Raw genomic sequence first — 21,243 nt, forward strand, 5'->3', positions numbered from 1 at the left:
TTTTGTTCCAAAAGTCTTTTTGTATATTTGTAATCTTCAAAAAATAAAGCGAATAGTATAATACTAAAAATTATTCTTGTAATTATTTCAATCATCAGAATTGCCCTCAGCCTTACTTAAAAATGTAATTCCAATTCTAATGTTGCCATCTGATTGATCATTAATAGAAATATCTGAAATATTATTAATTTCAATATCATTGATATAAATCTTGCCAGCCTTAATTTTTATTTCATTCCTTTTTCAATTTCTCCATATTCAACGATTTTAAATTGTGCTTTCTCTGGAAAACGATAACTCATATTAAATATTGCTTTTTCAGCACCTTCATGTGTGTCATAAGTGCATAATCTTTGGTGAAAACTTGATCTTGCTCTAGTCATAATCTTCCAATGTTTATTATCTTCATTAACTAAAACTACAAATATATTCATTGCTCATGACCTTCAAAGTCTTTCACTCTTGATTGGGCTAATCTGATGTACCACTCTCTATCTAATGAGGGGGGGACTTTTTTATTTTTGACATTTCCGTTATCAATAAAACCGTGTTTTGGAACAAACCCAATCTTTTCTAATGAACCATTTTTTAATTTGAATAGTTGTAAATCATCCTGGTCAGTGCTTGCGAAAACACGCTGAACTTTACCAGGTATTTTTTTGACTAGTTTGTGTTGACCAGTAGATGTGTCATATCCAAGTGCCGCTCCATCATATTTGTAACTTAACTTCACAACCTTCTGAAATTGATGTAAATCATCACAATCTTCAATGGTTTGTTTAACTGGTATTCCATCAGTAAAATACTTGACTATTGCCTTATTGATTATTGGAAGGTCATAATCTAAGTTATTCAATCCTTTAACATAAGAACCTTTGGTTTTAACATAACCTGATTCATGATCAATCATGATGTAATTGTTGACGTCCTTTTGAATGACCTCATCAAAATATTTAAACTCTAATCCCATGCCAGTACGCTGTTCCCACTCGTAACAAATATCATCAACCTTATCGAAGTAACTATTATCCAATAATCGAACGTACAAACCATCAGTGTTTGATTGGATAAGTTCAACGTATGGTTCTAATTTTTCAATCAAATTAAGTAGCAACATCATTCCACAAACACATACATTGTTAGCTTGACGTGGATCAAATAGACCATTGTATTTATCTTTGGTCGCTCCATAAGTAGAATTAAGAACAATTTTATAAGGACCTTGCCGGGGGTCCTTTTTTGCCTTGTATTCCAATCTGGTTTTAAGAATTTCGGCGAACTTCTTTGGATTAGAAATATTTCTACTGACATAACCGTAATTAACCATGATTGTGGGGTAGTAACTACCAACATCAACATTGATAATTGTTCCTTTAGCGTGATAATTTTCTTTGGCTCCGTGTAACCCACCCCAGGCAAAAATATGTTTAACACCTGCAACCTCACGGATATAACTTTGTTCATAATCATCAGCAGTTTCATAGAATTCAACGACATCATTGTATTTATCAATCTGCATAGTTTCGGGAAAACTGAAATCCATTTCATCATCACGTTCTATTTTTGGTTGTTGTGCATCAAGAATAATTGCTGACAACTGAGCTTTAGTTTTTCCAATATATTTAATAGGAAGATTAAATGTTTTGATTAAACCTAAGGTGGTTTCAAACTCTTCAATTCTTTCAGTAAAAACATTGATAGTTTCTTCAACGTCATGAGTACAATATTTAATTACTTCATCAAGTTCGTCATTGGTTAATTTACGTTTAATAGTAAAATCAATCTTTGATTCCTCAACATCATCACCCATAAAACCTTCAAGCTGCTTTAATGATTGACCACGAATTGTATTGATATCAAAGGTTAAAAACTGAATTTTATATAGTTGTTTGCTAAATTGCCAACCCATTCTATCTTGGTTAATAATCCAATCATTCATTTCTTGCGGTGTAAAACCGGCAATGATGGCTTTAGCAATATATTGATCGTAGTGGCGACTATTAAAACCTACCCAAATATCATTTTTATGTTTGTGATAGTAATTAATGAATCGATCCGTATCATTAACGATTACCGTCTTTGAACGGTTATCAGAATCAAGGATGACTACCAACCAATCCTTTACAAAACATTCAAAATCATAAAATAAGATTTCGATCACCTCACTTTATTACTTGGGCATTGCACCCATTCGGCATTGTTTTAAGTGATACTGCACTGAATGATTAATCCAATAATTTAAGAATCTTCAAATCCTTGAAATCTTTGTTTTTCTTATTAGTTGTTTGTTCTAACTCATAATGATACTCATCGTTATCAGAAACTTCTTCGGCAATATCCATAATCAAATCTGCATAATCTTTGAATCCGTTAAATTCAACTTCATCATCTTCAAACACTCCCAAACTACGAAGCATTTCGTCATTATTATGAATTTGTAAACCAACATATTGACTGTTTGGTTGCATTACTCCGTTATAGAAAATCAGGCTTCCTTTATATTCTCCCGACTCAATCTTGTATCGAATTGAAAGCATTGGATCACCTTTCTTTGATTCTTTCAATTCCATTTGAGCGACACTTACCTCATAAGTATCATCAGGAATTTCAGGATAATCTCCAGAATTATCTTCGGCATCCTTGATGTCCTTTTTAATTTCGTCCACATCTACCGCTTTATCAAATTTATTCCAGTTATAATTTTCTTCAGACATTATTTAGCATCCTCGCTTTCAGTGTTTTCAATTGAATCTAAGTATTCATCTATTTCCATAATTAATCTTCCTTCTTTGCTGTTCTTCTACGTCTACGACGTGGTTTAGGTGCTTCTTCAGGTTCTGGTTCGGATTCTGATTCAGTTATTTCTTCATCGTCTTCACCAGGAGGTGTTTGGCTATCTTCGTCATCAGTTGATGGCTTTCGTGTACGGCGCTTACGTTTAGGTGCATCCTCTTCAGCAGGTTCTTCAGCCTTTTTAGTTCTACGCTTGCGCTTAGGTTTTTCGGGTTCTTCTTCGTTCGTGTTTTCGGTTGATTCAGGTTGTTCCTGGACTGGTTTTTGTTCGGATTTAGTCTTAGGACGTTCAGCATCCTTTGGTTGTGCATCTTTAAGTGCTTCAATGAATGCATCTTTTTCAAGTGGAACTTCTTTAACCTTGAAATTAAAGCGACCACCACCAAAAACATTTGGTTGTTTCTGGAGCATCAATAGATGTTCATCACTGTCGTTAACATAAGCTCTCATAGTGATATCAACGGTACCGGTTAGGAAGTTAGCAGTTTTGGCATCAATATTTGGTTGGAATGTAGTTCTAACTGATCCATTTTTTAAAGTAATATCGTTTCTTAATTCACGACTGATATAAACAATCTGAAGTCCAACCGCTTTTAAACGCTTGATAGCATTGTCAAATTCCTTAGTTACCATGCTCCAACCTTTACCATAAGTTCCATCACTTTCATGCTCCCAATTGAATTTATCCATAATGTAAGTACGACATGCTTCACGAAGGTCTTCCATCAAATCGATAACGATTGTTTGATAATGCTCCGTATTGCTAACTTCTAAGGTTTGAACAACTTCCAGGAATGTTTCCCAAGCTAACTTACGTTTAGTCATTCGTCCTTCCTTTTTAACCTCATCTTGGATTGGTAAAACGGGACTTGTAATATTGTCGGTATTACCATCAGTGTTCAGCATTAAGACATCATCAAACTGATCCATAAAAGTTGTTTTTCCAACATAAGAATCCGCATAAAGCCAGATGTCTGGTTTCAAATCCATTTGTTTCTTGCGACGTTCATTCTTTGGTAATTGCATTAAAATTTCTCCTTTTTCATTTTGAATAGCATTTAAATAATTTGGTGCAAATCTCGGCATACAACTAAAACAGTGATCAACATTCTTTGGATATTCAGTAGCTGCTTCAATTTCTTTGATTGTGTTTTGAAAATATAAAACGTTCATTTGGTCGTATTTAATAGGTACTAGTTCCGGTTCTGATTTAGACACTTCTTCAGTAAGTCGCTTTCTAAACTGATATAAACTTTCCGTTTGTTTCTGTTTAATACCAGTTTTGGGAATGAAGATATATCCAAGATGTTTGATATTGAATCCTAACTTTTCCAGGTAATACTTATACAAGTGAAGTTGTCCGGATTCCAAATAGTTTTCAACGTGATTGGAATATTTAAAATCAATAACAGTTGATGTTCCATCAGGTACAGTAATTATTAAATCAGCAAATCCAATGAAGTCTTTAGTGATGATTGGGTATTCATGTTGAAACTTACAATCTTTGAAGTTATCCAAAATATCATTCACTTTTGGCAACAAGATTTGTAATTTCATCATTTCATTTACCTGGTCATTAGTGATTAATGGGAATGAATCAAAATAATCTTTCTCCATTGCTTTCTCGCCCGATTCCAATCCTTTATGAAGTGCATGACCTAAAATTAAAGGGCTATTAGCATCTAATTTGGGTATCTCAATCAACTTATCTATGTACCGTGCTTTGTAGTGATATGGGCATTTGTGCCACAAGTCCACACGTGAATAACTGTATCTTGTCAATCATCATCACCCCATTTAAACGCTTCAGATAACTTACTAATGAAGTCATTCATGTCTTTAGAAAGTGCGTCAGCTTTCTTTTGAAGTTCCAAGATGGCCTTTTTACGTTGTTTCTTTTTTTGACGTTTATTCATTCAAACCACCGTTCCTTCCATTGCTTAAAATTTAAACAATAGTAATCAAATTCTGGATGCTTGGGATTAGGTGTTTTGGTAGGTCTTAGAACGTAACCTGAACCACCGTTAGCATTGATACCCGCTAAACTTCTAGCTTGAAGCACTGTTTCGTTGTAGCTAGTTCCATCCGATTTAAGTTCTATTCCATGAAATTCGCCATTAATGCACGCTAGGATATCCGGAACACCTTCTTTAGTAAATTTGGACCCACCCCAGTACTTAACAAACCAAACATCATTATCTTTAAGATATTTAATAACCTTCTTTTGAAACTCACCTTCAGATAATTTCATTTCTTCACCGTGATTCTTAATGATGGTTTACGTACCGTTTTCTTTGGATAATCAACCATTAATGCTAAATACTCATCTGGTTCATTCTTTTTAAATTTCTTTAGATCAACGCTTTTTGATTCTGAACCAGCTACTAATGTGGCTTTCAAAACACTGTTATCAATTGACTTAACATCATATTTTTCCATCTGTTCTTTAAGCTCATTTTCGAGCTTCTTTTTTTGTGCTGAATACTCATCAATAGTTTTCTTTAAAGCCACATAGCCAGTAATTAAAGGTAGGTTGGCTTGTTCAAACTCGGTTAATTCGTTCATAAGTTGTTCTCCTTTTCAAATAATTTATCCGTGTAATCTTTACGCATTTTAAGAACTTCAAGCATTCGCCATTCAACACTCCCATCAGTCAGTAAATAATAGTAAAAACATGGTTTGTCTTGACCGATTCTATGAATACGTTTCTTGGATTGCTCAAATAGTTCTGATTTGTCTGTAAGTGTGAAATAAATAATCTTGTTAGCTTTTTGAAGATTTAGACCCATGGCACCCGCCTGGTATTGAATCAATGAAACACTGTTGCTTTTGTTCTCATAGTTATCCATATCCTTTAAAGAACCGTTCATGGTTGATACTGGCTTATTTAATTTCTGACATATCTTTAACAGTTCTTCATATTCGGCTTTGAAGTTGTAGAAAATTATCAAACGATCGTTGGTACTAGAAATTAAATCTTCAACCTGGTCCAATTTATGTTTATTCCATACACCTGCAAACTGGCGTAAATATAATTTGGCGGTAGCTGCTGTATCACCAACAATTTCTTTATCGTTTTTAATTGCGTAGTGATCTCTCGCAAAAGTCTTGTAATCCGTGGTAGTTTTACACTTAATATAAATCTCGTTTTGTTTTGGTAAATCGAATACTTCGTTGGATTTCATGAAAACTGCACCATGTTGATGTAGTTTCTTAATAAGTCGGTCGGTATGCTGATATCCAACTATCTTGAAATGACCCATAATCTCATCCCACTCTTGGATAGTGTATTGATTTAGAAATACTTTCTTCTTGATGTTCCATCCTAACAAGTGAAGTTGGCTCCAAAGCTCCTCGTACTTTCCACCCGTTGGTGTACCGGAAAGTAAAATCACGTTATCAGGTTTTAATTTAAGAATGAATTTAGATTGATTAGAGCGTTCATTTTTAATCTTGGAAGATTCATCAAGCATTAAAGTAAAGTTTCTTAGCTTCAATAATTCTGGTCTTCTCCAAGCTGTTTCATAGTTCACAACCAAAATCGAATCTTCAGGAATCGTTTGAATTGGTTGTTTTGAATACCTAATAACTTGATAATCATCTGAATAATATTCATTGAAGTGATCTATCCAATCTTGAATCTTGGACTTTTGGCAAATTACTAAATTAAAAGGTGTATTTAATTCCCAAAGTTTTTCAGAACCAACAAATGTTTTCCCTAAACCCATTCACATATCCAAGTAATAAGCTACCCTGTTATATGGTTCGGTCTGATTTAATACATCTTCTTGATGTTTGAATAACTTAATCTTGGACAATTGCATCACCACACTTTATTGAATGTTTTCCTAAGTAAAATTCATTCCCTCGTTTTCTTCGTTCATATGCAATACGAAATGACTTAAAACCTATTGTTAAACTAGCTATTTTCATATTTGGATAGATAGTATTATCAATTTGAGTAGCTACAGATCTATGTTCTAAACCATGAATAAATGAGTGATTAATATTTTTCTTTTGAGTAGTCCATTCAAGATTTTCAATGGAATTGTTTTCTTTGTCACCGTCTAAATGGTTAACAATTTGTAATCGACTTGGATTATTCAAATATGTTTGTGCTACTAATCTATGAACAAACTTTTTAGAACATTTACCGTTTTTATCGTAAAGGTTGACTTTTAAATAACCGCCGTCTTTATACGTTTTTAATAAACCCTTTCTTCTACTTGATGTAGTTATCAGTGAGTAAACTCGTCCATCTTTAGTAACCGCATATAATTTTTCAAATCCTTTAATTTCTTTCATGAATACTGTTCACCAAAGGCTTTGAATAATCTGGCTTCGGCTTGAGCTTTTTGACTTTCCAAAACTGCACGATAGCTTTTCAATTCATACACTTGGTCTTCCAATTGTTTATTAGCAGAGTTCCAATAAAGTTCAGCTAAACCACTTTCAATCTGATAATCGTAACGACCAATTTTCTTACAAATTTTTGTGTAACGATCTAATGCTTTATCAAGCTTGGGACTGTCAGTATTTTGATATATCATCTGGATCAACTCCTTCACATATTTCACGAATTTCATAAAATATTCTTCTTGCTTTAGGAACTTGCCATGTTTCAATGTCATTAATGGTTTTAAGTCCTAAAGCCAATTTAATTGGTATATAAATTGCATTTTTTAAAGATTGATAATTAGAAGTCATACAAGGAATTTCATTGAATGGTGATTCATAATTTCTTGACCATTCTTCGATTTCTCGTCTTAACTGAACCCACTCCGGGGGATATTTAACATCTGAAGTCATTTTGTATAAGTCATATATTGCCAAATTCATTACCTCCGATTACTGTTAATAAATTTAATTGTTAACGCTGAAACAACCACAGCAATCAAAAGTAAAAATATTCCTTTTAGAATTTCCATCTGATCAAACCTTTCAACTTTTGGATATCTTCTTGAGTAAAGTCAGTTAGATTCAAAATGATATTTTCCAACGTTTTATATTTCATAAATAAGTAAGTTGTAACTGAACTTACAATTGAAACTAAAATTGTCCATCCTATCATCTTCATCACCCATTAATTTCAGCAAAATTATCTTCCATAAATTTTTTGAATCGTTTTGGTTCAAAGCTCCAATATCTTCCATCATCAGTATCGGAATAGTGAACAGACCCACCATTCTTGGAATCTAAAATCTTTTTAAACTTGGGAACATACAAGATTTTTTGTTTGAACCAATCCATTTTGTGGTTGTATCGTTGTTCAACATCTTTGGAAGTCCACCATTTACCATCATCTTTTAATTCTTGATACTCATTAAATTCTGTTTTAGTAATTATTACTTGATCAGATGGGACTTCCATAATTACTTCAGCCTTAATTGTCTGTGGCATAATTTAAACTCCTTTCTCAAATGTTATAATTTAGTTAAATCAGATATATTGGAGGTGATTTTTTTGGATAGAACAAATCCTAATGCTCCACATCCATCAAACGAACAAATCGCTCATGATTTGACAATTGCATGGCTCGAAAGAGATTGGAGTGTTAACCGCAAAGCGTATGAAGATGATGGTCCAAAACAAAGTGTTAAAAATTATATGGATATGTACAAAAATTTTTATCATGAAGTTAATAACTATCATTTTTAGGAATTCAACATCCTACTTTTAAGGTAGGGTGTTTTTTTTTAATCACCCACCTTAATTTGATTCATATCAATACCAACTAATAGAAGTGTGTATGGATCAACCTTCAAATAATTGGCAACTGCTTTCACTCTCTTAATAGAAATAGTTTGTGACGTGTCCCATTTTCTAATGGTTCCATTGCTAAATCCCAAATCAGTTTCGATTTTTCTAATTGGAATATTCTTCTTCTTAGCAATGTTTTGAATTGTTTCATAAATCAATACATTCACCACCTTATATAATTTAGTAAGTTGGTCGACATATCTCTTGCAAAAATAGACTGATAGTCTATAATGAAAGCATATTAAAGAACACCGTTATTCCTTTATTTGCCCGCCAAAGCTAATACATTAGGAATTACGATAGGTTTTTAATACTCTCAATCAACTTACAAGTGCAATTATATAGACCTGTAGTCTATAAGTCAATACTTTAATTTAGATTTATAGTCTATATTTAGATTGTGCTTAGAAATGGATGCAAGAAAATGACGGTATATCAACATATTCAGCGTGTAGCTAAACTGAAAAAAATTTCTATTCGTCAAATTGAAATGGATTTAGGATTTAGTAATGGTAGTTTACGTAAATGGAAAGATAGCGCACCTACAGATAAATTAGTTCGTGTGGCTAAATATCTCGGTACGACACCTGATTATTTAATTTTGGGACATGTAAACGATCATGATGAATCTAAAGTAAAAAAAGATAATAATGTAAAAACTATAGCAGCTCACTTAGATGACAATGTGACACCAGAACAATTAGAACAAATTACAAAATATATTGACTTTATTACTAAAGATAATAAGAAAGACTGATTGGATGAATAGACTTGAACGTACAATTAATAAATATGAATCAAATATTAATTTTGTTTATAAAACCGACATGCCACCAGGGTTAGATGCTTTAACCGTTGGTAACAATGTCTTTCTAACCACCAGGTGTGGATTCACTGACACACTACAGCATGTTGGTGAAGAAATAGGACATGTTCAAACTACAGTTGGTAATATTAGCAAATACAAAACTGCTGATGACCTAAATCAAGAACGTAAAGCACGTCAACGTGGTTACTGTTTGATTGTTGATTTGGATAGCATCATAGCTTGCTATCAAGCCGGAATTAGAACGCCTTGGGAAATGTCAGACTTCTTTGAAGTGTCTGAATCTTACATGTGGAAAGCCATTGACACTTATCGTATAAAACGTGGAATTGACTTCACATATAAAGGCTATAAATTCAATCTTAATAATGGTTTAACTATGTCCAAAATCTGACTGACTTAAAAAGCTGAATTTCTTGGAGGAATAGGTATGGTTAAGGGAAAGAAAGAAGATAGCAATAAGAAGAAACCCTTTTATAAAAGGATTTGGTTTTGGGGTGTTGTAGTTTTTGTATTATGGGCTTATGGAAGTTTAAATCCGTCAAAAGATAATAATTCAAGTAGTGATAAATCTACTACTAAGCAAGAAACTGTAAAACCTAAGGCTAAAGAAAAATCAAAGAAGAAAAAAGAAACACTACCATTAGAATTAACAAGTAATACTTATAAAAAAGCCATTACCAATAATTCGCAAAATATTAAATACGAAAGTATCTCAATATCACCCGATGATAGCGGGAAAAGTGTTGCAACTGTTAACTTCAAACTCAAATCTGCAATCACTGAGAAAATGGCTGTTCGTGGAATTCTTATGGAAATGACTGACATTTTAAAAACGACAAAACAAAAATTTGATTACAATCAATTATCAAATATTGAAATGTTTGCAAAGTTACCAATGACAGATTCGGGTGGCAATACAAAAGATGAAATTGTAGCTACTGCTAAAATTAATGGTTCAAAATTGAATGATCTAAACGTTAAAAACTTTGATTCTACTAAAATACCAGTATTTGTTGACGAATATTGGCAAAATGATTCATTACCTAAATTAAAATAAGACAAAATAAAAAAGCCACATCCCCCAACCGACCAAAGTTCAGGATGTGACTTAAACGAAATCTATACTAAACGGGCTAAAAATCCCACCATTTAGCTCCTTTAGTATACCATACTGGAGGAATACTCATGGAAGTATATAAACGTGGCAAAACTTGGACGTATAGAGTCAAATACTATGATTCTGAAGGTAAACGTAAATCAATATCTAAATCTGGATTTTCCACTTCAAAAGAAGCTAAAATAGCAGGTATTGATGTAGAGACGAAACACCTTCAGTCAGGCATTTCAAAAAAAGAAAATGTTTCATTTGTAGATTATTCAAAAGAATGGATAGAAACTTATAAAAAAGGAAATATTACTGAGCATAGCTATTATATATATTCTTTAATACCCGTTGAAATTGAAAATCATTTTAAAGATACAAAATTAAAAGATGTTACCAAAATGGAATATCAAAAGATGCTTAACACGTATGGTAAAACTCACGTCAAAGAGAGCATATCTAAATTAAATAGTCGAATTCGGGCAATTGTTCAAGATGCTATTCAAGAACGTATTATTTATACTGACTTTACTCACGGCGTTACTATAGCAAGTCAAAAAGCAAGTAAATCTGAGGAAGCCAAATACATCAATGAAAATGATGCTAAAGCCTTAAAATCAGATTGTTTAAAACATGCTTCAATGAATAAGATGGTTAATTATGAGATAATATTTTCATTAATGACTGGATGTCGTATTGGTGAAGTTTCTGGATTGACATGGGATAATGTTCATTTTAAAAAGAAAACTGTTTATATTAAACATGGATTTGATTATTCAAAAGTTCAGGATTTCAAAAAGGTAAAAACTGAAACTTCTGATCGTGAAATTGCTATTTCAAATTCACTCATAACAATACTTAAACAACTAAAAAAAGAACAACAAGAGCTATTTTTAAAAAAGGGATACAGAGACGAACAGAATCTAGTATTCAAAAATTCTAATTTTAATATCATTTCTGATAGTGCTGCCAATCAGGCTTTATCGGATAAATTAAAAAAACTGGAGATATTCCCTATTATCACTTTCCATGGATTACGACATACACACGCATCAATTCTAATTTCTCACGGCGTAGATATAGCTTATGTCTCTCAAAGATTAGGTCACAAGAATATAGCTATAACTTTAAGCACTTATGCTCACCTTCTTCAAAATGGTAAGAAAGAACAAGAAGAAAAAACTAACCAAATATTAGATAAAAACTTAGGATAATATTTTGGGGCACAAATAGGGCACAAACAAGTTAGAAAGTCAGTGATACCAGTCGTTTAGGTCGGCTATATATTCCCATACGGGTGATAGTTTGTGAATTATTGTAATACTAGTAAAGTCGTAGACCGTGTGTCTGCGGCTTTTTTAGTGTCTAATTTTATTGTGAAATCAAGAAATGCTATTAGCAAAATTGCTAATAGCATTTCTTTATAGACTCTTATTACTAATATCCTTAACAACGACAACTGTCTTACCATCTTTATAACCAGTAAAACTAACTTCGTCCCCACTTTGAACAAACATATTTCGAGGATAATCCTTGATTGAAGCATAGAAGACATTCTCATTATCATTCATCAAGAAAGCAACTTCACTATTATTAACCTTAACTACACGCTTAATAGTGCCGCTAAACTTCTGCTTCTTACCTGAATATGAAGAACTTGCTGTACCCAAGTCAGAATTAAACAAATTACGATACTTCTGCAAGGTAGACTTAGCATCCGTTCCCACAGCAACAGTATCTTGAGTACCATTCCCATTTGCTAGCAGATAGACATACGACATGAAGGCACCATTATCATCGATCATCGAAACAACCCAAGTTGGCTTACCGTCGATACGGTATAGCAATGGCATATTAGCTTTCCATTGTGTTTGTTTCATCCGATTTTCAGCCAAACTGTCAGCACGATTAGGTGTCATCGCGTCAGCCTCTTCACGATAGTAATAAGTCTTACCGGTCTTAGCATTAACGTACATGTATCCTAAGACTGAAGTCTGCTTCTTATTATTACTTGTCATTGAAGTGAAATAATAAATATCCTTCTTGTAGGCAATCGGTGTGAAGACGTCCTCTTTACCTTCAGTACCAACATTATCAACTGATTTCATAACTCCCAGACGTGAACCACCGAACCCATGAGCATTCCACCAACCATTACGTTCAGTCGCATAAGAATAAATCTTGTCACTCGCAATATTAGGATCAAAAGTAACATCGACCCATTTTGGTTGTTCACCTTGTTTATAAATATTTACTTTACCAGTGACTGAATCTAAAACGGCTACATAAATTTTTCGATAATTCTTTCGCTTCGACATCCCATACTGTTTGTATAAAGTTTGCACATAATAAGGATGACCCGATTCATTGATCTCAAGTTGTGGTGCACTGCCAGAAATCACTAAACCACGTCCAACGATTGAAGCGTAAATTTTACGTCCAGCATCATGTCCAAAGTATGCCGAAGGAGTATATCTCATACTCTTACTAATGAATTTTGGTTTTGCATTCTTAGAAGTCGCGTCAACAATAAAGTACCCGGGCACCTTTTTATAATGGTTATATCTAAAGAATGAACCATCAAAATCCAACGGTGAAACATAAACTAACTTGTTGTGATAAAACTGAACTCGTGCGTGATTCAACGAGTAAACATTTGAATCTGGAACATTCGACAACGAATTTTGCATTTGATTACGAACCGTCTTATACGAATTAACGACTGGAACTTCTTTACTTTTCGAGTTGATAAGTGGCATCGGTGCATTCTTAGTCGTTGAGTTCTCAGTCACATCAGTAATTTTAGCAACTGATTTAGTCGTTGCATAACCGGCTATAATAATCACAACTATTACAACACCTAATGCCAGAGCCGAGCCTACTGCAGTAAACAAAAGTTTTCCTTCGAATCTATGTGTCGAACGTTTGGAAATTGCTAAAACAACACCATGCAAAGCTGCGGATATCGCTAGCATCAATAGATTGTTCTCTAAAACCGATTTCCAAGTTTGATCAGGTCCCATAAAATAAACAACAAATAACGAAACCAAGAACAAACCTATCTGAATCACAATATGTAATTGCACGCCTAATTTGGAATTTTTATTCTTGACCAATGCATACACAAATGGAAAATACGATAATATTGTAAATTCAAGTGTCAGTAATATAAATAGTAAAAACATGCTTCATCCCCCATAACTAAATTTTATTCTGCTTCATAAACCATCCACTGATAATTATCTTTATCTTTCAAAAGCATGTATAGCATGCCTTCATATGGTTCTTTAGTAATCGGAATGACTAATTCAAATCCTGCATCGACTGCAGCATTCTTAGTTTTTTCAATGTCATCAACAATCACATTGACCCACATGGATTCCGGAGTACTAGTTGGAACTTTAAATCCAACTTCTTCATTTTTACTTAAAAAATGAATGTGCATCCCATCCATATCAACTAAGACCGTATCATTTTCTTTAGCGGTACTTTGAACTTCCAGAATCTCAACTTTAAATACTTTTCCAAAAGTTTCTAATGCTGTCATTGCATCAGAAACTACCATATCCAATTCGATTCCTTTTTTCATGGCTCTCCTCCAGATAATTTGTCGTGGTTTAAGTGTAACAAAAAAGTGGTGATTCTCAACTAAGAGAATCACCACTTTAATTTATTCATGTGCTTTTTTTAATTAATTTATTAACGGCCTCTTCGATCGATTTACCGCATGCAGAAACATTTTTATTATTTTTCTCTACGACGGTAAACAGATGTTTCTTTTTATCCATTGAAACAGCATATTTTTTCATACTTGTTTACCTCCACGTTCGAATTTTTAATTTCTAACTATACTAGCTTTATCGAGAATGTCAAGTTCACATCTTGATAACTGCAGTTTACGACCTTCCGAAACTTTTGATTAGTTATTTGCCCAGACAATACAAAAAAGCAACCTCGATTGAGATTGCTTTCGTTAAATACATTCAAATTATAGAAGCTTTGCTTCTTTCAACAATTCCTCGATGTATGTTCCATGGATCTTCTCGAGAACTTGTTTCTCAACAATACGTTCCTTGAATGGAAGTTTGACATCTTTCAAACCTTTTTGATCATTCAAGTAGTATACAGCCTTCATCAATACACGTGCATCAAAGGCTGAAGCAAATACTTCAGGAACTCCACGATCAACGTCTAACAATGTGTAGACAGCTTCCATAGCTGTACGTACTGAGTACTCAGTTGTGAAGACTGTGTCACGTTCAGTTTCAGAGAAGTTACCAATAAATGCCAAGTTCTTTGAACCTTCTGGCACTACCAATGGACGATCTCCAACTTTTCTAGGCATGAAGTATGAAGTGATATATGGCATATGTGCTGGAATTGTACTTGCGTGGTTTTCAGCGATGTCCTTGATCTTGTCAGTAGGAACACCAATGTGATATAGCCACTCTTCACATAATTCTTCACCAGAACACTCAGTAATCTTCTTGTTGACGAAGTTACCAGGTTTGTCTGAGAACAATCCATATACCCAAACAACTAATTCATTAGGCTTTTGGGCCTTGAAGTGTGGTTGACGACTGATTGAATAACCGTATAGCCAGTTTGAATCCTTAATACTTACTGGACCACTTGTTACGATCGAACCACTGTGTGGATCTTTCTTACTGATCTTCTCAATGTAAGGAACTGCTTCGTCGTCTGTCAAAGTAATCGTTCCGGAAATTACCCAGTTAGCATCAGGAATATTCTTACAGAACTTATCTGGGTGACCGAATGCTGGGTCTTGTTTTGCCAAGTTCTCCCATAGCTTCCAGCTATCACCCAACTCATGTTCTGTTGGTGCCGGATGTGTTTGATCACCGTATGTTGTACTTTCAGTAATTGAACCGTTAGTTACGAAGACCAAATCATTTTCAGTTAGATCAACTGAGGCGTCCTTGCCATCAGTCGTCATATCGATCTTCTTAGCAACCTTTTCATTATTTGAAGTATCAACTTCAATATTTTCAACATGAGTATTGTATACGAAGTGAACTCCTTTGCCTTCTAGGAACTTAACGATTGGCAAAATCAATGATTCATATTGATTGTATTTTGTAAATCTCAATGATGATAGGTTTGGCAATGAGTCGATATGGTGAACGAATCTCATCAAATAACGTCTCATTTCCATAGCACTTGCCCATGGTTCAAAGGCAAACATTGTTGACCAGTATAGCCAGAAGTTTGACTTGAAGAATTCTTCTGTGAATACTTCATCAATTCTCTTATCATCTAGATCTTTTTCAGGTGTTAAAACCAAATCTAATAATTCTTGAACTGCCTTAGGTGTCAAAGTCAATTTGTCAGGTGTATCGATTGCCTTGCCTTGGTTTTGAATAGCTCTACCACTTGAATAACTTGGATCTTTCTTATTCAACCAATAGAATTCATCCAAAATTGAAACACTAGGATCTTCAAGTGTTGGAATTGATCTGAACAAATCCCAAAGTGTTTCGAAGTGAGGTTCCATTTCTCTACCACCACGGATAATGTAGCCTTTTTGTTCGTTCCAAATTCCGTCCATACTTCCACCGGGAAGTCCTAGTTCTTCAAGGACATGAATCTTGTCGCCTTTCATTTGACCATCACGTACAAGGAACGTTGCAGCAGCCAAACCAGCTAATCCAGAGCCAACAATGTATGCTGACTTATTGTCGACACCTTCTGGCTTCATTGGATGTGCAAATGCTTCATAATTACCGTTACTTCTATACATAAGAACCACCTCTTGAATTATGATTAACACGTATTGTAAGTGTTTACACATACAATATAGTTCCAATACATTAAAACTACAATAAAAATATATGAAAATATTGATTCTATTTTTGATTAATTATTTATTACTTTTTGACCCCGACTTTTAATACACAAAAAGAGCAGAATTGAGTATTAACTCTGCTCTCCAAATAACTAATTATTAATAATTTTCATTATACTGAATATTTATAGGCTAGAATTCCTCATATTCAGCAGGATCTTGATTCTTGGTTCTGCCATCAATTTTGGTTAGACCATTGATCCTCTGCATGTCCTCATCAGAAATCTTGAAGTCAAAAATATCAATATTATCTAATTGTCTGCTTGGATGTGCTGACTTAGGAATTGGTAATGTATCAAGTTGATGTTCCCATCTCAAGATAAGTTGACCAACTGATTTGTCATACTTTTTGGCTAATTCAACCAAAGTTGGATCTTTCAAAACTGAACTGGCACGGCCCAGTGGACTCCAATCCATTGTCACAATGCCGTGCTCAGAATCATACTTACGCATATCTTTTTGATTGAAATATGGATGTAATTCTATTTGGTTAACTGCTGGAATTACGCCAGTTTCCTTTTCTAATCGATCCAAGTGTTCTGGTAAAAAGTTGCAGACACCAATTGACTTAACCAATCCAAACTTCTGTGCATCGATCAAAGCATTCCAAGCTTCGACATACATGTCACGCTTGGGATTAGGCCAATGTAGTAAATAGAGATCGAAGTAATCTAGATGTGCACGATAGAGTGATTCTTGAATTCGTTCAATTGCATCATCATAGTGATAATAACGACCAGGTAATTTTGATGTCACTGTTAATTCGGTCCGTTGAACGGGTGCACTAGCAATTGCACGACCAACAGCTCCTTCGTTTTCATAATTATACGCTGTATCAAGCATCCGATAACCATTGTTAATAGCTGACACAATACTTTGAGCACCCTTGTTACCATTTAACTTGTATGTCCCAAAACCAATTTCAGGAATAATTTGACCATCATTTAATTTATACATGAATACGATCCTCCTCATGAATAAGTTACACCAAACAAAAAAATTGCACAAAAAAAGACCTTCCATCAATCCGTGACAGAAAGTCTTGAAAGTCACCTTACAGTAAATCTTTGGAATGTGTAAGATGACCCTTATGCAGGTAGGCTACCTGCTCTATTAATAATACACGTTTCCCAACCAAATAGCTAATTATTATTTAACATACCAAAAATTTGTGAGGCAGTTGGCTTAATATCAGCGGCTAATCTTTGATAATTTTCCAATACTACGACTGAATCCTTACCATTGTCAGAAATATGAACGACCGTTTGGAAACCGTAACCCCAACCGTTAGCGAACTTATTATTGCGACCATTGTAGAAACCACCGCCATACAGACTACTGCTGCCTGCTTTGAACAATTCTCTTTTTGATTTCTTGGATAGAAGATTGCCAGCAACAATATAATGTTCAGCCTTATACAGATCTAATGCACTCATATAAACCTGACCAGTTCCCAATTCATCATATGTATAGTAACTGTTAGTTCTGAATGCTCGATGATAATCCGCCTTCGGTGAAAGTGGATCAACATTGCTATATCCAGCAGCTTTTTCAATTTCAGGCGACTTGTCATAAGCAAAAATAGTATGCTTCAAATCTAACTTATCAATATAAGTCTTAGTGAACATATAGCGATATGACTTACCCGTTGTCTTCTCTAGAATTCCACTTAATAGATTGAAATTAATTGGAGAATAATACCACCTATTATAGTGAAGTTCCGAAAAATGTAATTTCTTAATATCATTTTGTAGAATATGATCATCCGACATTACTGACGAGGGACCGATTTGATTAGCCATTATCAATCCTGACTTCATATCCAACATTTGACGTATCGTTATCTTCTTACTACCTGGTATCGAAGGATAGAACTTATGCAACTTATCGTTCAAACTCAACTTGCCCTTTTCAACCTGCTTCATGATCATAGCAGCTGTCAGAGATTTTTGAATTGAATCTATCTCATAAGTAGTATTATCAATATTCATTCGACCCTTGCCAAAGTTAGAATAACCACGGCTGGTTTCATAAATAACTTTGCCATCTTTGACTACCAAAATTGTTCCAGAAAAATCTTTTTGCGTTAATAAATTGTCGACTTTGCTAGCAAATGCATCTTGATCGATATTTTTACTCGTATCAGTTGATTGATTAGCGCCTGTCGTATCATCAGCACTGATGGGTATTAGAGGCAAGGTGGGCATCAATAAAATAAAGCATAGCAATGAAATCAACCCTACTTTAATTCTATTTCTCATAGTTACACCTCTCTGTAGATCATTTATAATTATATTTCTTTTATCAATCAAATTATAAATTATTTTAAATTATTCAAATAGTAATATTGCCTAAATATCCAATTTGTCCATAGTATTGAATTATAGGCTCCTATATGCAGATATGGTAGAATTAGGTTTAATAAAAGCTAAAAGGAGAAATTTATGACCACAATTATTATTGTTGTTATTATTGTTTTACTAGTGATTGCTTATGCAGCCATGTACAACGGCTTAGTTAAGTATCGCAATCGTGCCCGTGAGTTCAGTTCACAAATTGATGTTCAATTGAAACGTCGTACTGATTTGATTCCAAACTTGGTAGAAACAGTTAAGGGTTATGCTACTCATGAAAAAGAAACACTTTCTAAAGTAGTTGAACTTAGAAATAGTGTTGCCAACGCCGATTCATTACAAGAAAAAGTTGACGCTGATAACCAACTTACTGGCGTATTGAGACAAGTCTTTGCCTTAGCTGAAAATTATCCTGACTTAAAGGCCAACCAAGAATTCGGTAAGTTAATGGAAGAATTATCAAACACAGAAAACAAAGTTGCCTATGCTCGCCAAGCTTATAACAGCCAAGTTCAAGCTTACGATACAGCAATTCAAACTTTCCCAAGAAATATGGTTGCAAAAATTCATGGATTTAAAGAAATGGACTTCTTACAAATTCCTGAAGCAGAAAAAGAAGCCCCTAAAGTTAAATTCTAGGGAGTTAAATTATGATCTACCAGCAAATTGATCGAAATAAGCGTAAGACTTATTTTATTTTTACATTCTTCTTCATTATCCTTGCTGGTATTGGAAGCTTCATTGGTGATTTCTTCATGGACAACATCTGGGCCGGTATCATTATTGCTCTAGTTGTTGCCCTAGTTTATACGCTGATAACTTACTTCCAATCAACCAGTATTGTTATGCAGATGAATGGTGCCAAAAAACTAAATTCAGCTGAGGAGGCACCTGATCTGTGGCATATCGTTGAAGATCTGTCGATGGTCGCTGACATCCCTCTACCTGATATTTATATCATCAATGATGACAGTCCCAATGCCTTCGCAACTGGACGTGATCCACAACATGCAGCCGTTGCTGTCACGAGTGGCTTATACAAGATAATGAATCGTGAAGAATTAGAAGGTGTTTTGGCTCACGAAATATCTCATGTTAAAAACTACGATATTCGCGTATCGACTATTTCACTAGCCTTATCCTCCGTCATTATCTTCTTGAGCTATTTGATCGGTAACGCCTATCGTTTGGTATTGCCATTCAATAGAGACGACCGTGACTCAAACAATGGCGGCTGGTTAGCTGTCCGTGCTGCTCTATGGTTGATCGGTATCATCTTCATGATACTGGGACCATTCATCGCCAGTTTAGTTCAGTTAGCTGTCTCTCGTAATCGTGAGTATCTGGCTGATGTTTCTGGTGCTGAACTGACTCGTAACCCACAAGGATTGATCAACGCCTTAGAAAAGTTAAAATCCAGTACACAGCCGATGAAAAAAGTTGATGATGCCAGTTCCGCATTGTACATCGATGACCCAAATAAAAAGAAAAAACATTTTTCAGGTCTATTTGATACACATCCGCCATTGGATGATCGAATTGAGGCACTGAAGAAGACTTTCATGTAAGATTCAATCCTTTTTGATTGAATCTTTTTTATTTGCATATTGAATTACTAATTTACCAGTCTTCCGGCTAAGAAATACTAGTGTTGTATGATAAAATTACAGTTGAAGATTTTATTATAAATCTTTGGGTTGAGGGGAAATTTTATGTATATGTTATTACTGATCCTATTAGGGGTCATAGTTCTATTCACCACATTTATGACGAAACCAAAGAAACGTGTCCATCATCGTCTGGTTTCATTGGGATTATTGTTGATCATTGTTGGTGGATCGGGTGCTTACGAGAATTATCAAGGAAGTACTCCAAAAACTGGAGATAATCCAAGGCAAGAGGAAAAAGCAAAAACCGATGCATCAACTGATCTGGCCAATTTGAATTATCAAGATTACCAGAATCAGCAAGAAATTGAAGTGAACAACAATAAGCCTACTTTTACCAATTCAGATTTGAGCATCACGAATGGTGCTTGGCAGAGTTTCGCTAATTTAGACAATCTAAACCGTGCGATTCAGGCGGATGCCTTACTAAGCAAAAGCTTAACGCCAACTGCTAAACGTGAACCCTTATATGTCAATCCAACTGGATGGCATAATAAGAAGCTCAAAACCGGCTGGCTCTACAATCGTTCTCATCTGATCGGTTATCAACTAACTGGTCAAAATAACAATCCTAAGAACTTAATGACCGGTACAAGATCATTGAATTCTCCAGAAATGTTAAAACATGAAAACGACATTGCATATTACTTGAAACAGAATCCCAATAATTTCATTCGATATCGTGTCAAACCAATCTATCGTGGAAATGAATTAGTTGCTCGTGGGGTTCAGATGATGGCTGAATCACTCGATAGTCAAGGAAATGCAGATGGACAAGTTTCGTTCAATGTTTATATTTTTAACATTGAAAGTGGAGTAACAATTAATTACTCCACCGGTACTAGTGTGGTCAATAACAATTAAGGAGATGC

The 21,243-nt window shown here is 34.4% G+C and carries 28 protein-coding genes; 8 read left to right on the plus strand and 20 right to left on the minus strand.

All coding sequences use genetic code 11. The features are described 5' to 3' along the window. Positions 1–227: 227 nt before the first annotated feature. The 13 genes from JCM14932_RS08800 to JCM14932_RS08860 all read right to left on the minus strand — a co-directional run bounded on the left by JCM14932_RS08800 (position 228) and on the right by JCM14932_RS08860 (position 8,193). Entirely contained in the window at positions 228–434 is a 207-nt protein-coding gene (locus tag JCM14932_RS08800) for a hypothetical protein (protein WP_025024554.1), read from the minus strand. Then, positions 431–2,161 carry a DNA polymerase gene (locus JCM14932_RS08805; protein ID WP_025024555.1) on the minus strand — a complete coding sequence of 577 codons (1,731 nt, stop codon included), beginning with the start codon at positions 2,159–2,161 and terminating at the stop codon, positions 431–433. The genes JCM14932_RS08800 and JCM14932_RS08805 overlap by 4 nt, the downstream gene beginning before the upstream one ends. 64 nt (positions 2,162–2,225) lie before the next feature. Beyond that, positions 2,226–2,714 (minus strand): DUF669 domain-containing protein, encoded by a 489-nt coding sequence (locus JCM14932_RS08810; protein ID WP_025024556.1) that lies wholly within the window; start codon positions 2,712–2,714, stop codon positions 2,226–2,228. 61 nt (positions 2,715–2,775) lie between these two features. Further along, on the minus strand, positions 2,776–4,575 hold the full coding sequence (locus tag JCM14932_RS08815) for an AAA family ATPase (RefSeq protein WP_025024557.1): 1,800 nt from the start codon (positions 4,573–4,575) through the stop codon (positions 2,776–2,778). Beyond that, the gene (locus JCM14932_RS16580) at positions 4,572–4,709 is read right to left on the minus strand and encodes a hypothetical protein (protein WP_155832106.1); all 138 of its coding nucleotides are present in this window, start codon (positions 4,707–4,709) and stop codon (positions 4,572–4,574) included. Before JCM14932_RS16580 ends, JCM14932_RS08815 begins: the two co-directional genes overlap by 4 nt. Further along, positions 4,706–5,044 (minus strand): hypothetical protein, encoded by a 339-nt coding sequence (locus JCM14932_RS15105; RefSeq protein WP_025024558.1) that lies wholly within the window; start codon positions 5,042–5,044, stop codon positions 4,706–4,708. Before JCM14932_RS15105 ends, JCM14932_RS16580 begins: the two co-directional genes overlap by 4 nt. After that, positions 5,041–5,358: a hypothetical protein gene (locus JCM14932_RS08830; RefSeq protein WP_025024559.1), complete on the minus strand. Its 318-nt coding sequence runs from the start codon at positions 5,356–5,358 to the stop codon at positions 5,041–5,043. The genes JCM14932_RS15105 and JCM14932_RS08830 overlap by 4 nt, the downstream gene beginning before the upstream one ends. Beyond that, a complete protein-coding gene (locus tag JCM14932_RS15110) occupies positions 5,355–6,521 on the minus strand; it encodes an SNF2-related protein (RefSeq protein WP_235700574.1) in 1,167 nt (388 codons plus the stop codon). Before JCM14932_RS15110 ends, JCM14932_RS08830 begins: the two co-directional genes overlap by 4 nt. 76 nt (positions 6,522–6,597) lie before the next feature. After that, on the minus strand, positions 6,598–7,098 hold the full coding sequence (locus JCM14932_RS16000; protein WP_025024560.1) for an HNH endonuclease: 501 nt from the start codon (positions 7,096–7,098) through the stop codon (positions 6,598–6,600). Beyond that, positions 7,095–7,343: a hypothetical protein gene (locus tag JCM14932_RS08845; protein WP_025024561.1), complete on the minus strand. Its 249-nt coding sequence runs from the start codon at positions 7,341–7,343 to the stop codon at positions 7,095–7,097. Before JCM14932_RS08845 ends, JCM14932_RS16000 begins: the two co-directional genes overlap by 4 nt. Further along, complete coding sequence (locus JCM14932_RS08850; RefSeq protein ID WP_025024562.1) at positions 7,324–7,626, minus strand: hypothetical protein; 303 nt, start codon at positions 7,624–7,626, stop codon at positions 7,324–7,326. Before JCM14932_RS08850 ends, JCM14932_RS08845 begins: the two co-directional genes overlap by 20 nt. A gap of 82 nt (positions 7,627–7,708) precedes the next feature. After that, positions 7,709–7,864: a hypothetical protein gene (locus tag JCM14932_RS16585; RefSeq protein WP_155832107.1), complete on the minus strand. Its 156-nt coding sequence runs from the start codon at positions 7,862–7,864 to the stop codon at positions 7,709–7,711. Between the two features lie 5 nt (positions 7,865–7,869). Then, the gene (locus JCM14932_RS08860) at positions 7,870–8,193 is read right to left on the minus strand and encodes a DUF771 domain-containing protein (protein WP_025024563.1); all 324 of its coding nucleotides are present in this window, start codon (positions 8,191–8,193) and stop codon (positions 7,870–7,872) included. A 63-nt stretch (positions 8,194–8,256) separates the two neighbouring features. Here JCM14932_RS08860 and JCM14932_RS08865 point away from each other — a divergent pair, with 63 nt between their 5' ends. Further along, complete coding sequence (locus JCM14932_RS08865) at positions 8,257–8,451, plus strand: hypothetical protein (protein ID WP_025024564.1); 195 nt, start codon at positions 8,257–8,259, stop codon at positions 8,449–8,451. Positions 8,452–8,489: 38 nt separating this feature from the next. Here the strand turns inward: JCM14932_RS08865 and JCM14932_RS08870 are convergent, their stop codons facing one another. Then, positions 8,490–8,711, minus strand: a complete 222-nt coding sequence (locus JCM14932_RS08870; protein ID WP_025024565.1) for a hypothetical protein — start codon at positions 8,709–8,711, stop codon at positions 8,490–8,492. A 266-nt stretch (positions 8,712–8,977) separates the two neighbouring features. Between JCM14932_RS08870 and JCM14932_RS16785 the strand changes: the two genes are divergently transcribed. The 4 genes from JCM14932_RS16785 (at position 8,978) to JCM14932_RS08890 (ending at position 11,698) form a co-directional block, all read left to right on the plus strand. Further along, positions 8,978–9,310, plus strand: coding sequence for a helix-turn-helix domain-containing protein (locus JCM14932_RS16785; RefSeq protein WP_025024566.1), 333 nt, complete (start codon positions 8,978–8,980; stop codon positions 9,308–9,310). A 4-nt stretch (positions 9,311–9,314) separates the two neighbouring features. Then, positions 9,315–9,773 carry a hypothetical protein gene (locus JCM14932_RS08880; RefSeq protein ID WP_025024567.1) on the plus strand — a complete coding sequence of 153 codons (459 nt, stop codon included), beginning with the start codon at positions 9,315–9,317 and terminating at the stop codon, positions 9,771–9,773. A 36-nt stretch (positions 9,774–9,809) separates the two neighbouring features. Beyond that, the gene (locus JCM14932_RS16790) at positions 9,810–10,439 is read left to right on the plus strand and encodes a hypothetical protein (protein WP_025024568.1); all 630 of its coding nucleotides are present in this window, start codon (positions 9,810–9,812) and stop codon (positions 10,437–10,439) included. Between the two features lie 128 nt (positions 10,440–10,567). After that, the gene (locus JCM14932_RS08890; protein WP_025024569.1) at positions 10,568–11,698 is read left to right on the plus strand and encodes a site-specific integrase; all 1,131 of its coding nucleotides are present in this window, start codon (positions 10,568–10,570) and stop codon (positions 11,696–11,698) included. A gap of 207 nt (positions 11,699–11,905) precedes the next feature. Here the strand turns inward: JCM14932_RS08890 and JCM14932_RS08895 are convergent, their stop codons facing one another. The 6 genes from JCM14932_RS08895 to JCM14932_RS08920 all read right to left on the minus strand — a co-directional run bounded on the left by JCM14932_RS08895 (position 11,906) and on the right by JCM14932_RS08920 (position 18,611). Beyond that, positions 11,906–13,669, minus strand: a complete 1,764-nt coding sequence (locus JCM14932_RS08895) for a hypothetical protein (RefSeq protein ID WP_025024570.1) — start codon at positions 13,667–13,669, stop codon at positions 11,906–11,908. A 23-nt stretch (positions 13,670–13,692) separates the two neighbouring features. Further along, a complete protein-coding gene (locus tag JCM14932_RS08900; protein WP_025024571.1) occupies positions 13,693–14,073 on the minus strand; it encodes a VOC family protein in 381 nt (126 codons plus the stop codon). Positions 14,074–14,158: 85 nt separating this feature from the next. After that, complete coding sequence (locus JCM14932_RS17195) at positions 14,159–14,293, minus strand: DUF5945 family protein (RefSeq protein ID WP_235700575.1); 135 nt, start codon at positions 14,291–14,293, stop codon at positions 14,159–14,161. 179 nt (positions 14,294–14,472) lie between these two features. Further along, on the minus strand, positions 14,473–16,245 hold the full coding sequence (locus JCM14932_RS08910; protein ID WP_025024572.1) for an oleate hydratase: 1,773 nt from the start codon (positions 16,243–16,245) through the stop codon (positions 14,473–14,475). A 237-nt stretch (positions 16,246–16,482) separates the two neighbouring features. Further along, positions 16,483–17,307 (minus strand): aldo/keto reductase, encoded by an 825-nt coding sequence (locus JCM14932_RS08915; RefSeq protein WP_025024573.1) that lies wholly within the window; start codon positions 17,305–17,307, stop codon positions 16,483–16,485. Positions 17,308–17,492: 185 nt separating this feature from the next. Beyond that, positions 17,493–18,611: a serine hydrolase domain-containing protein gene (locus JCM14932_RS08920; RefSeq protein ID WP_025024574.1), complete on the minus strand. Its 1,119-nt coding sequence runs from the start codon at positions 18,609–18,611 to the stop codon at positions 17,493–17,495. A 183-nt stretch (positions 18,612–18,794) separates the two neighbouring features. Here JCM14932_RS08920 and JCM14932_RS08925 point away from each other — a divergent pair, with 183 nt between their 5' ends. The 3 genes from JCM14932_RS08925 (at position 18,795) to JCM14932_RS08935 (ending at position 21,235) form a co-directional block, all read left to right on the plus strand. Beyond that, a complete protein-coding gene (locus JCM14932_RS08925) occupies positions 18,795–19,343 on the plus strand; it encodes a LemA family protein (protein ID WP_025024575.1) in 549 nt (182 codons plus the stop codon). Between the two features lie 11 nt (positions 19,344–19,354). Beyond that, positions 19,355–20,272: a zinc metalloprotease HtpX gene (gene htpX / locus JCM14932_RS08930; protein WP_025024576.1), complete on the plus strand. Its 918-nt coding sequence runs from the start codon at positions 19,355–19,357 to the stop codon at positions 20,270–20,272. Positions 20,273–20,416: 144 nt separating this feature from the next. Beyond that, complete coding sequence (locus JCM14932_RS08935; protein WP_025024577.1) at positions 20,417–21,235, plus strand: DNA/RNA non-specific endonuclease; 819 nt, start codon at positions 20,417–20,419, stop codon at positions 21,233–21,235. Positions 21,236–21,243: the final 8 nt, after the last annotated feature.

This window comes from Companilactobacillus nodensis DSM 19682 = JCM 14932 = NBRC 107160 (assembly GCF_000615905.1).
GTDB lineage: Bacteria > Bacillota > Bacilli > Lactobacillales > Lactobacillaceae > Companilactobacillus > Companilactobacillus nodensis.

Coding starts and splice junctions, on each gene's coding strand:
- JCM14932_RS08860 (WP_025024563.1), bottom strand. CDS start 8,193: ATGCCACAGACAATTAAGGCTGAAGTAATTATGGAAGTCCCATCTGAT.
- htpX (WP_025024576.1), top strand. CDS start 19,355: ATGATCTACCAGCAAATTGATCGAAATAAGCGTAAGACTTATTTTATT.
- JCM14932_RS16585 (WP_155832107.1), bottom strand. CDS start 7,864: ATGATAGGATGGACAATTTTAGTTTCAATTGTAAGTTCAGTTACAACT.
- JCM14932_RS08915 (WP_025024573.1), bottom strand. CDS start 17,307: ATGTATAAATTAAATGATGGTCAAATTATTCCTGAAATTGGTTTTGGG.
- JCM14932_RS15110 (WP_235700574.1), bottom strand. CDS start 6,521: ATGGGTTTAGGGAAAACATTTGTTGGTTCTGAAAAACTTTGGGAATTA.
- JCM14932_RS08890 (WP_025024569.1), top strand. CDS start 10,568: ATGGAAGTATATAAACGTGGCAAAACTTGGACGTATAGAGTCAAATAC.
- JCM14932_RS08810 (WP_025024556.1), bottom strand. CDS start 2,714: ATGTCTGAAGAAAATTATAACTGGAATAAATTTGATAAAGCGGTAGAT.
- JCM14932_RS08830 (WP_025024559.1), bottom strand. CDS start 5,358: ATGAACGAATTAACCGAGTTTGAACAAGCCAACCTACCTTTAATTACT.
- JCM14932_RS08880 (WP_025024567.1), top strand. CDS start 9,315: ATGAATAGACTTGAACGTACAATTAATAAATATGAATCAAATATTAAT.
- JCM14932_RS16580 (WP_155832106.1), bottom strand. CDS start 4,709: ATGAATAAACGTCAAAAAAAGAAACAACGTAAAAAGGCCATCTTGGAA.
- JCM14932_RS17195 (WP_235700575.1), bottom strand. CDS start 14,293: ATGAAAAAATATGCTGTTTCAATGGATAAAAAGAAACATCTGTTTACC.
- JCM14932_RS08895 (WP_025024570.1), bottom strand. CDS start 13,669: ATGTTTTTACTATTTATATTACTGACACTTGAATTTACAATATTATCG.
- JCM14932_RS16790 (WP_025024568.1), top strand. CDS start 9,810: ATGGTTAAGGGAAAGAAAGAAGATAGCAATAAGAAGAAACCCTTTTAT.
- JCM14932_RS08925 (WP_025024575.1), top strand. CDS start 18,795: ATGACCACAATTATTATTGTTGTTATTATTGTTTTACTAGTGATTGCT.
- JCM14932_RS16000 (WP_025024560.1), bottom strand. CDS start 7,098: ATGAAAGAAATTAAAGGATTTGAAAAATTATATGCGGTTACTAAAGAT.
- JCM14932_RS15105 (WP_025024558.1), bottom strand. CDS start 5,044: ATGAAATTATCTGAAGGTGAGTTTCAAAAGAAGGTTATTAAATATCTT.
- JCM14932_RS08935 (WP_025024577.1), top strand. CDS start 20,417: ATGTATATGTTATTACTGATCCTATTAGGGGTCATAGTTCTATTCACC.
- JCM14932_RS08920 (WP_025024574.1), bottom strand. CDS start 18,611: ATGAGAAATAGAATTAAAGTAGGGTTGATTTCATTGCTATGCTTTATT.
- JCM14932_RS16785 (WP_025024566.1), top strand. CDS start 8,978: ATGACGGTATATCAACATATTCAGCGTGTAGCTAAACTGAAAAAAATT.
- JCM14932_RS08845 (WP_025024561.1), bottom strand. CDS start 7,343: ATGATATATCAAAATACTGACAGTCCCAAGCTTGATAAAGCATTAGAT.
- JCM14932_RS08910 (WP_025024572.1), bottom strand. CDS start 16,245: ATGTATAGAAGTAACGGTAATTATGAAGCATTTGCACATCCAATGAAG.
- JCM14932_RS08900 (WP_025024571.1), bottom strand. CDS start 14,073: ATGAAAAAAGGAATCGAATTGGATATGGTAGTTTCTGATGCAATGACA.
- JCM14932_RS08800 (WP_025024554.1), bottom strand. CDS start 434: ATGAATATATTTGTAGTTTTAGTTAATGAAGATAATAAACATTGGAAG.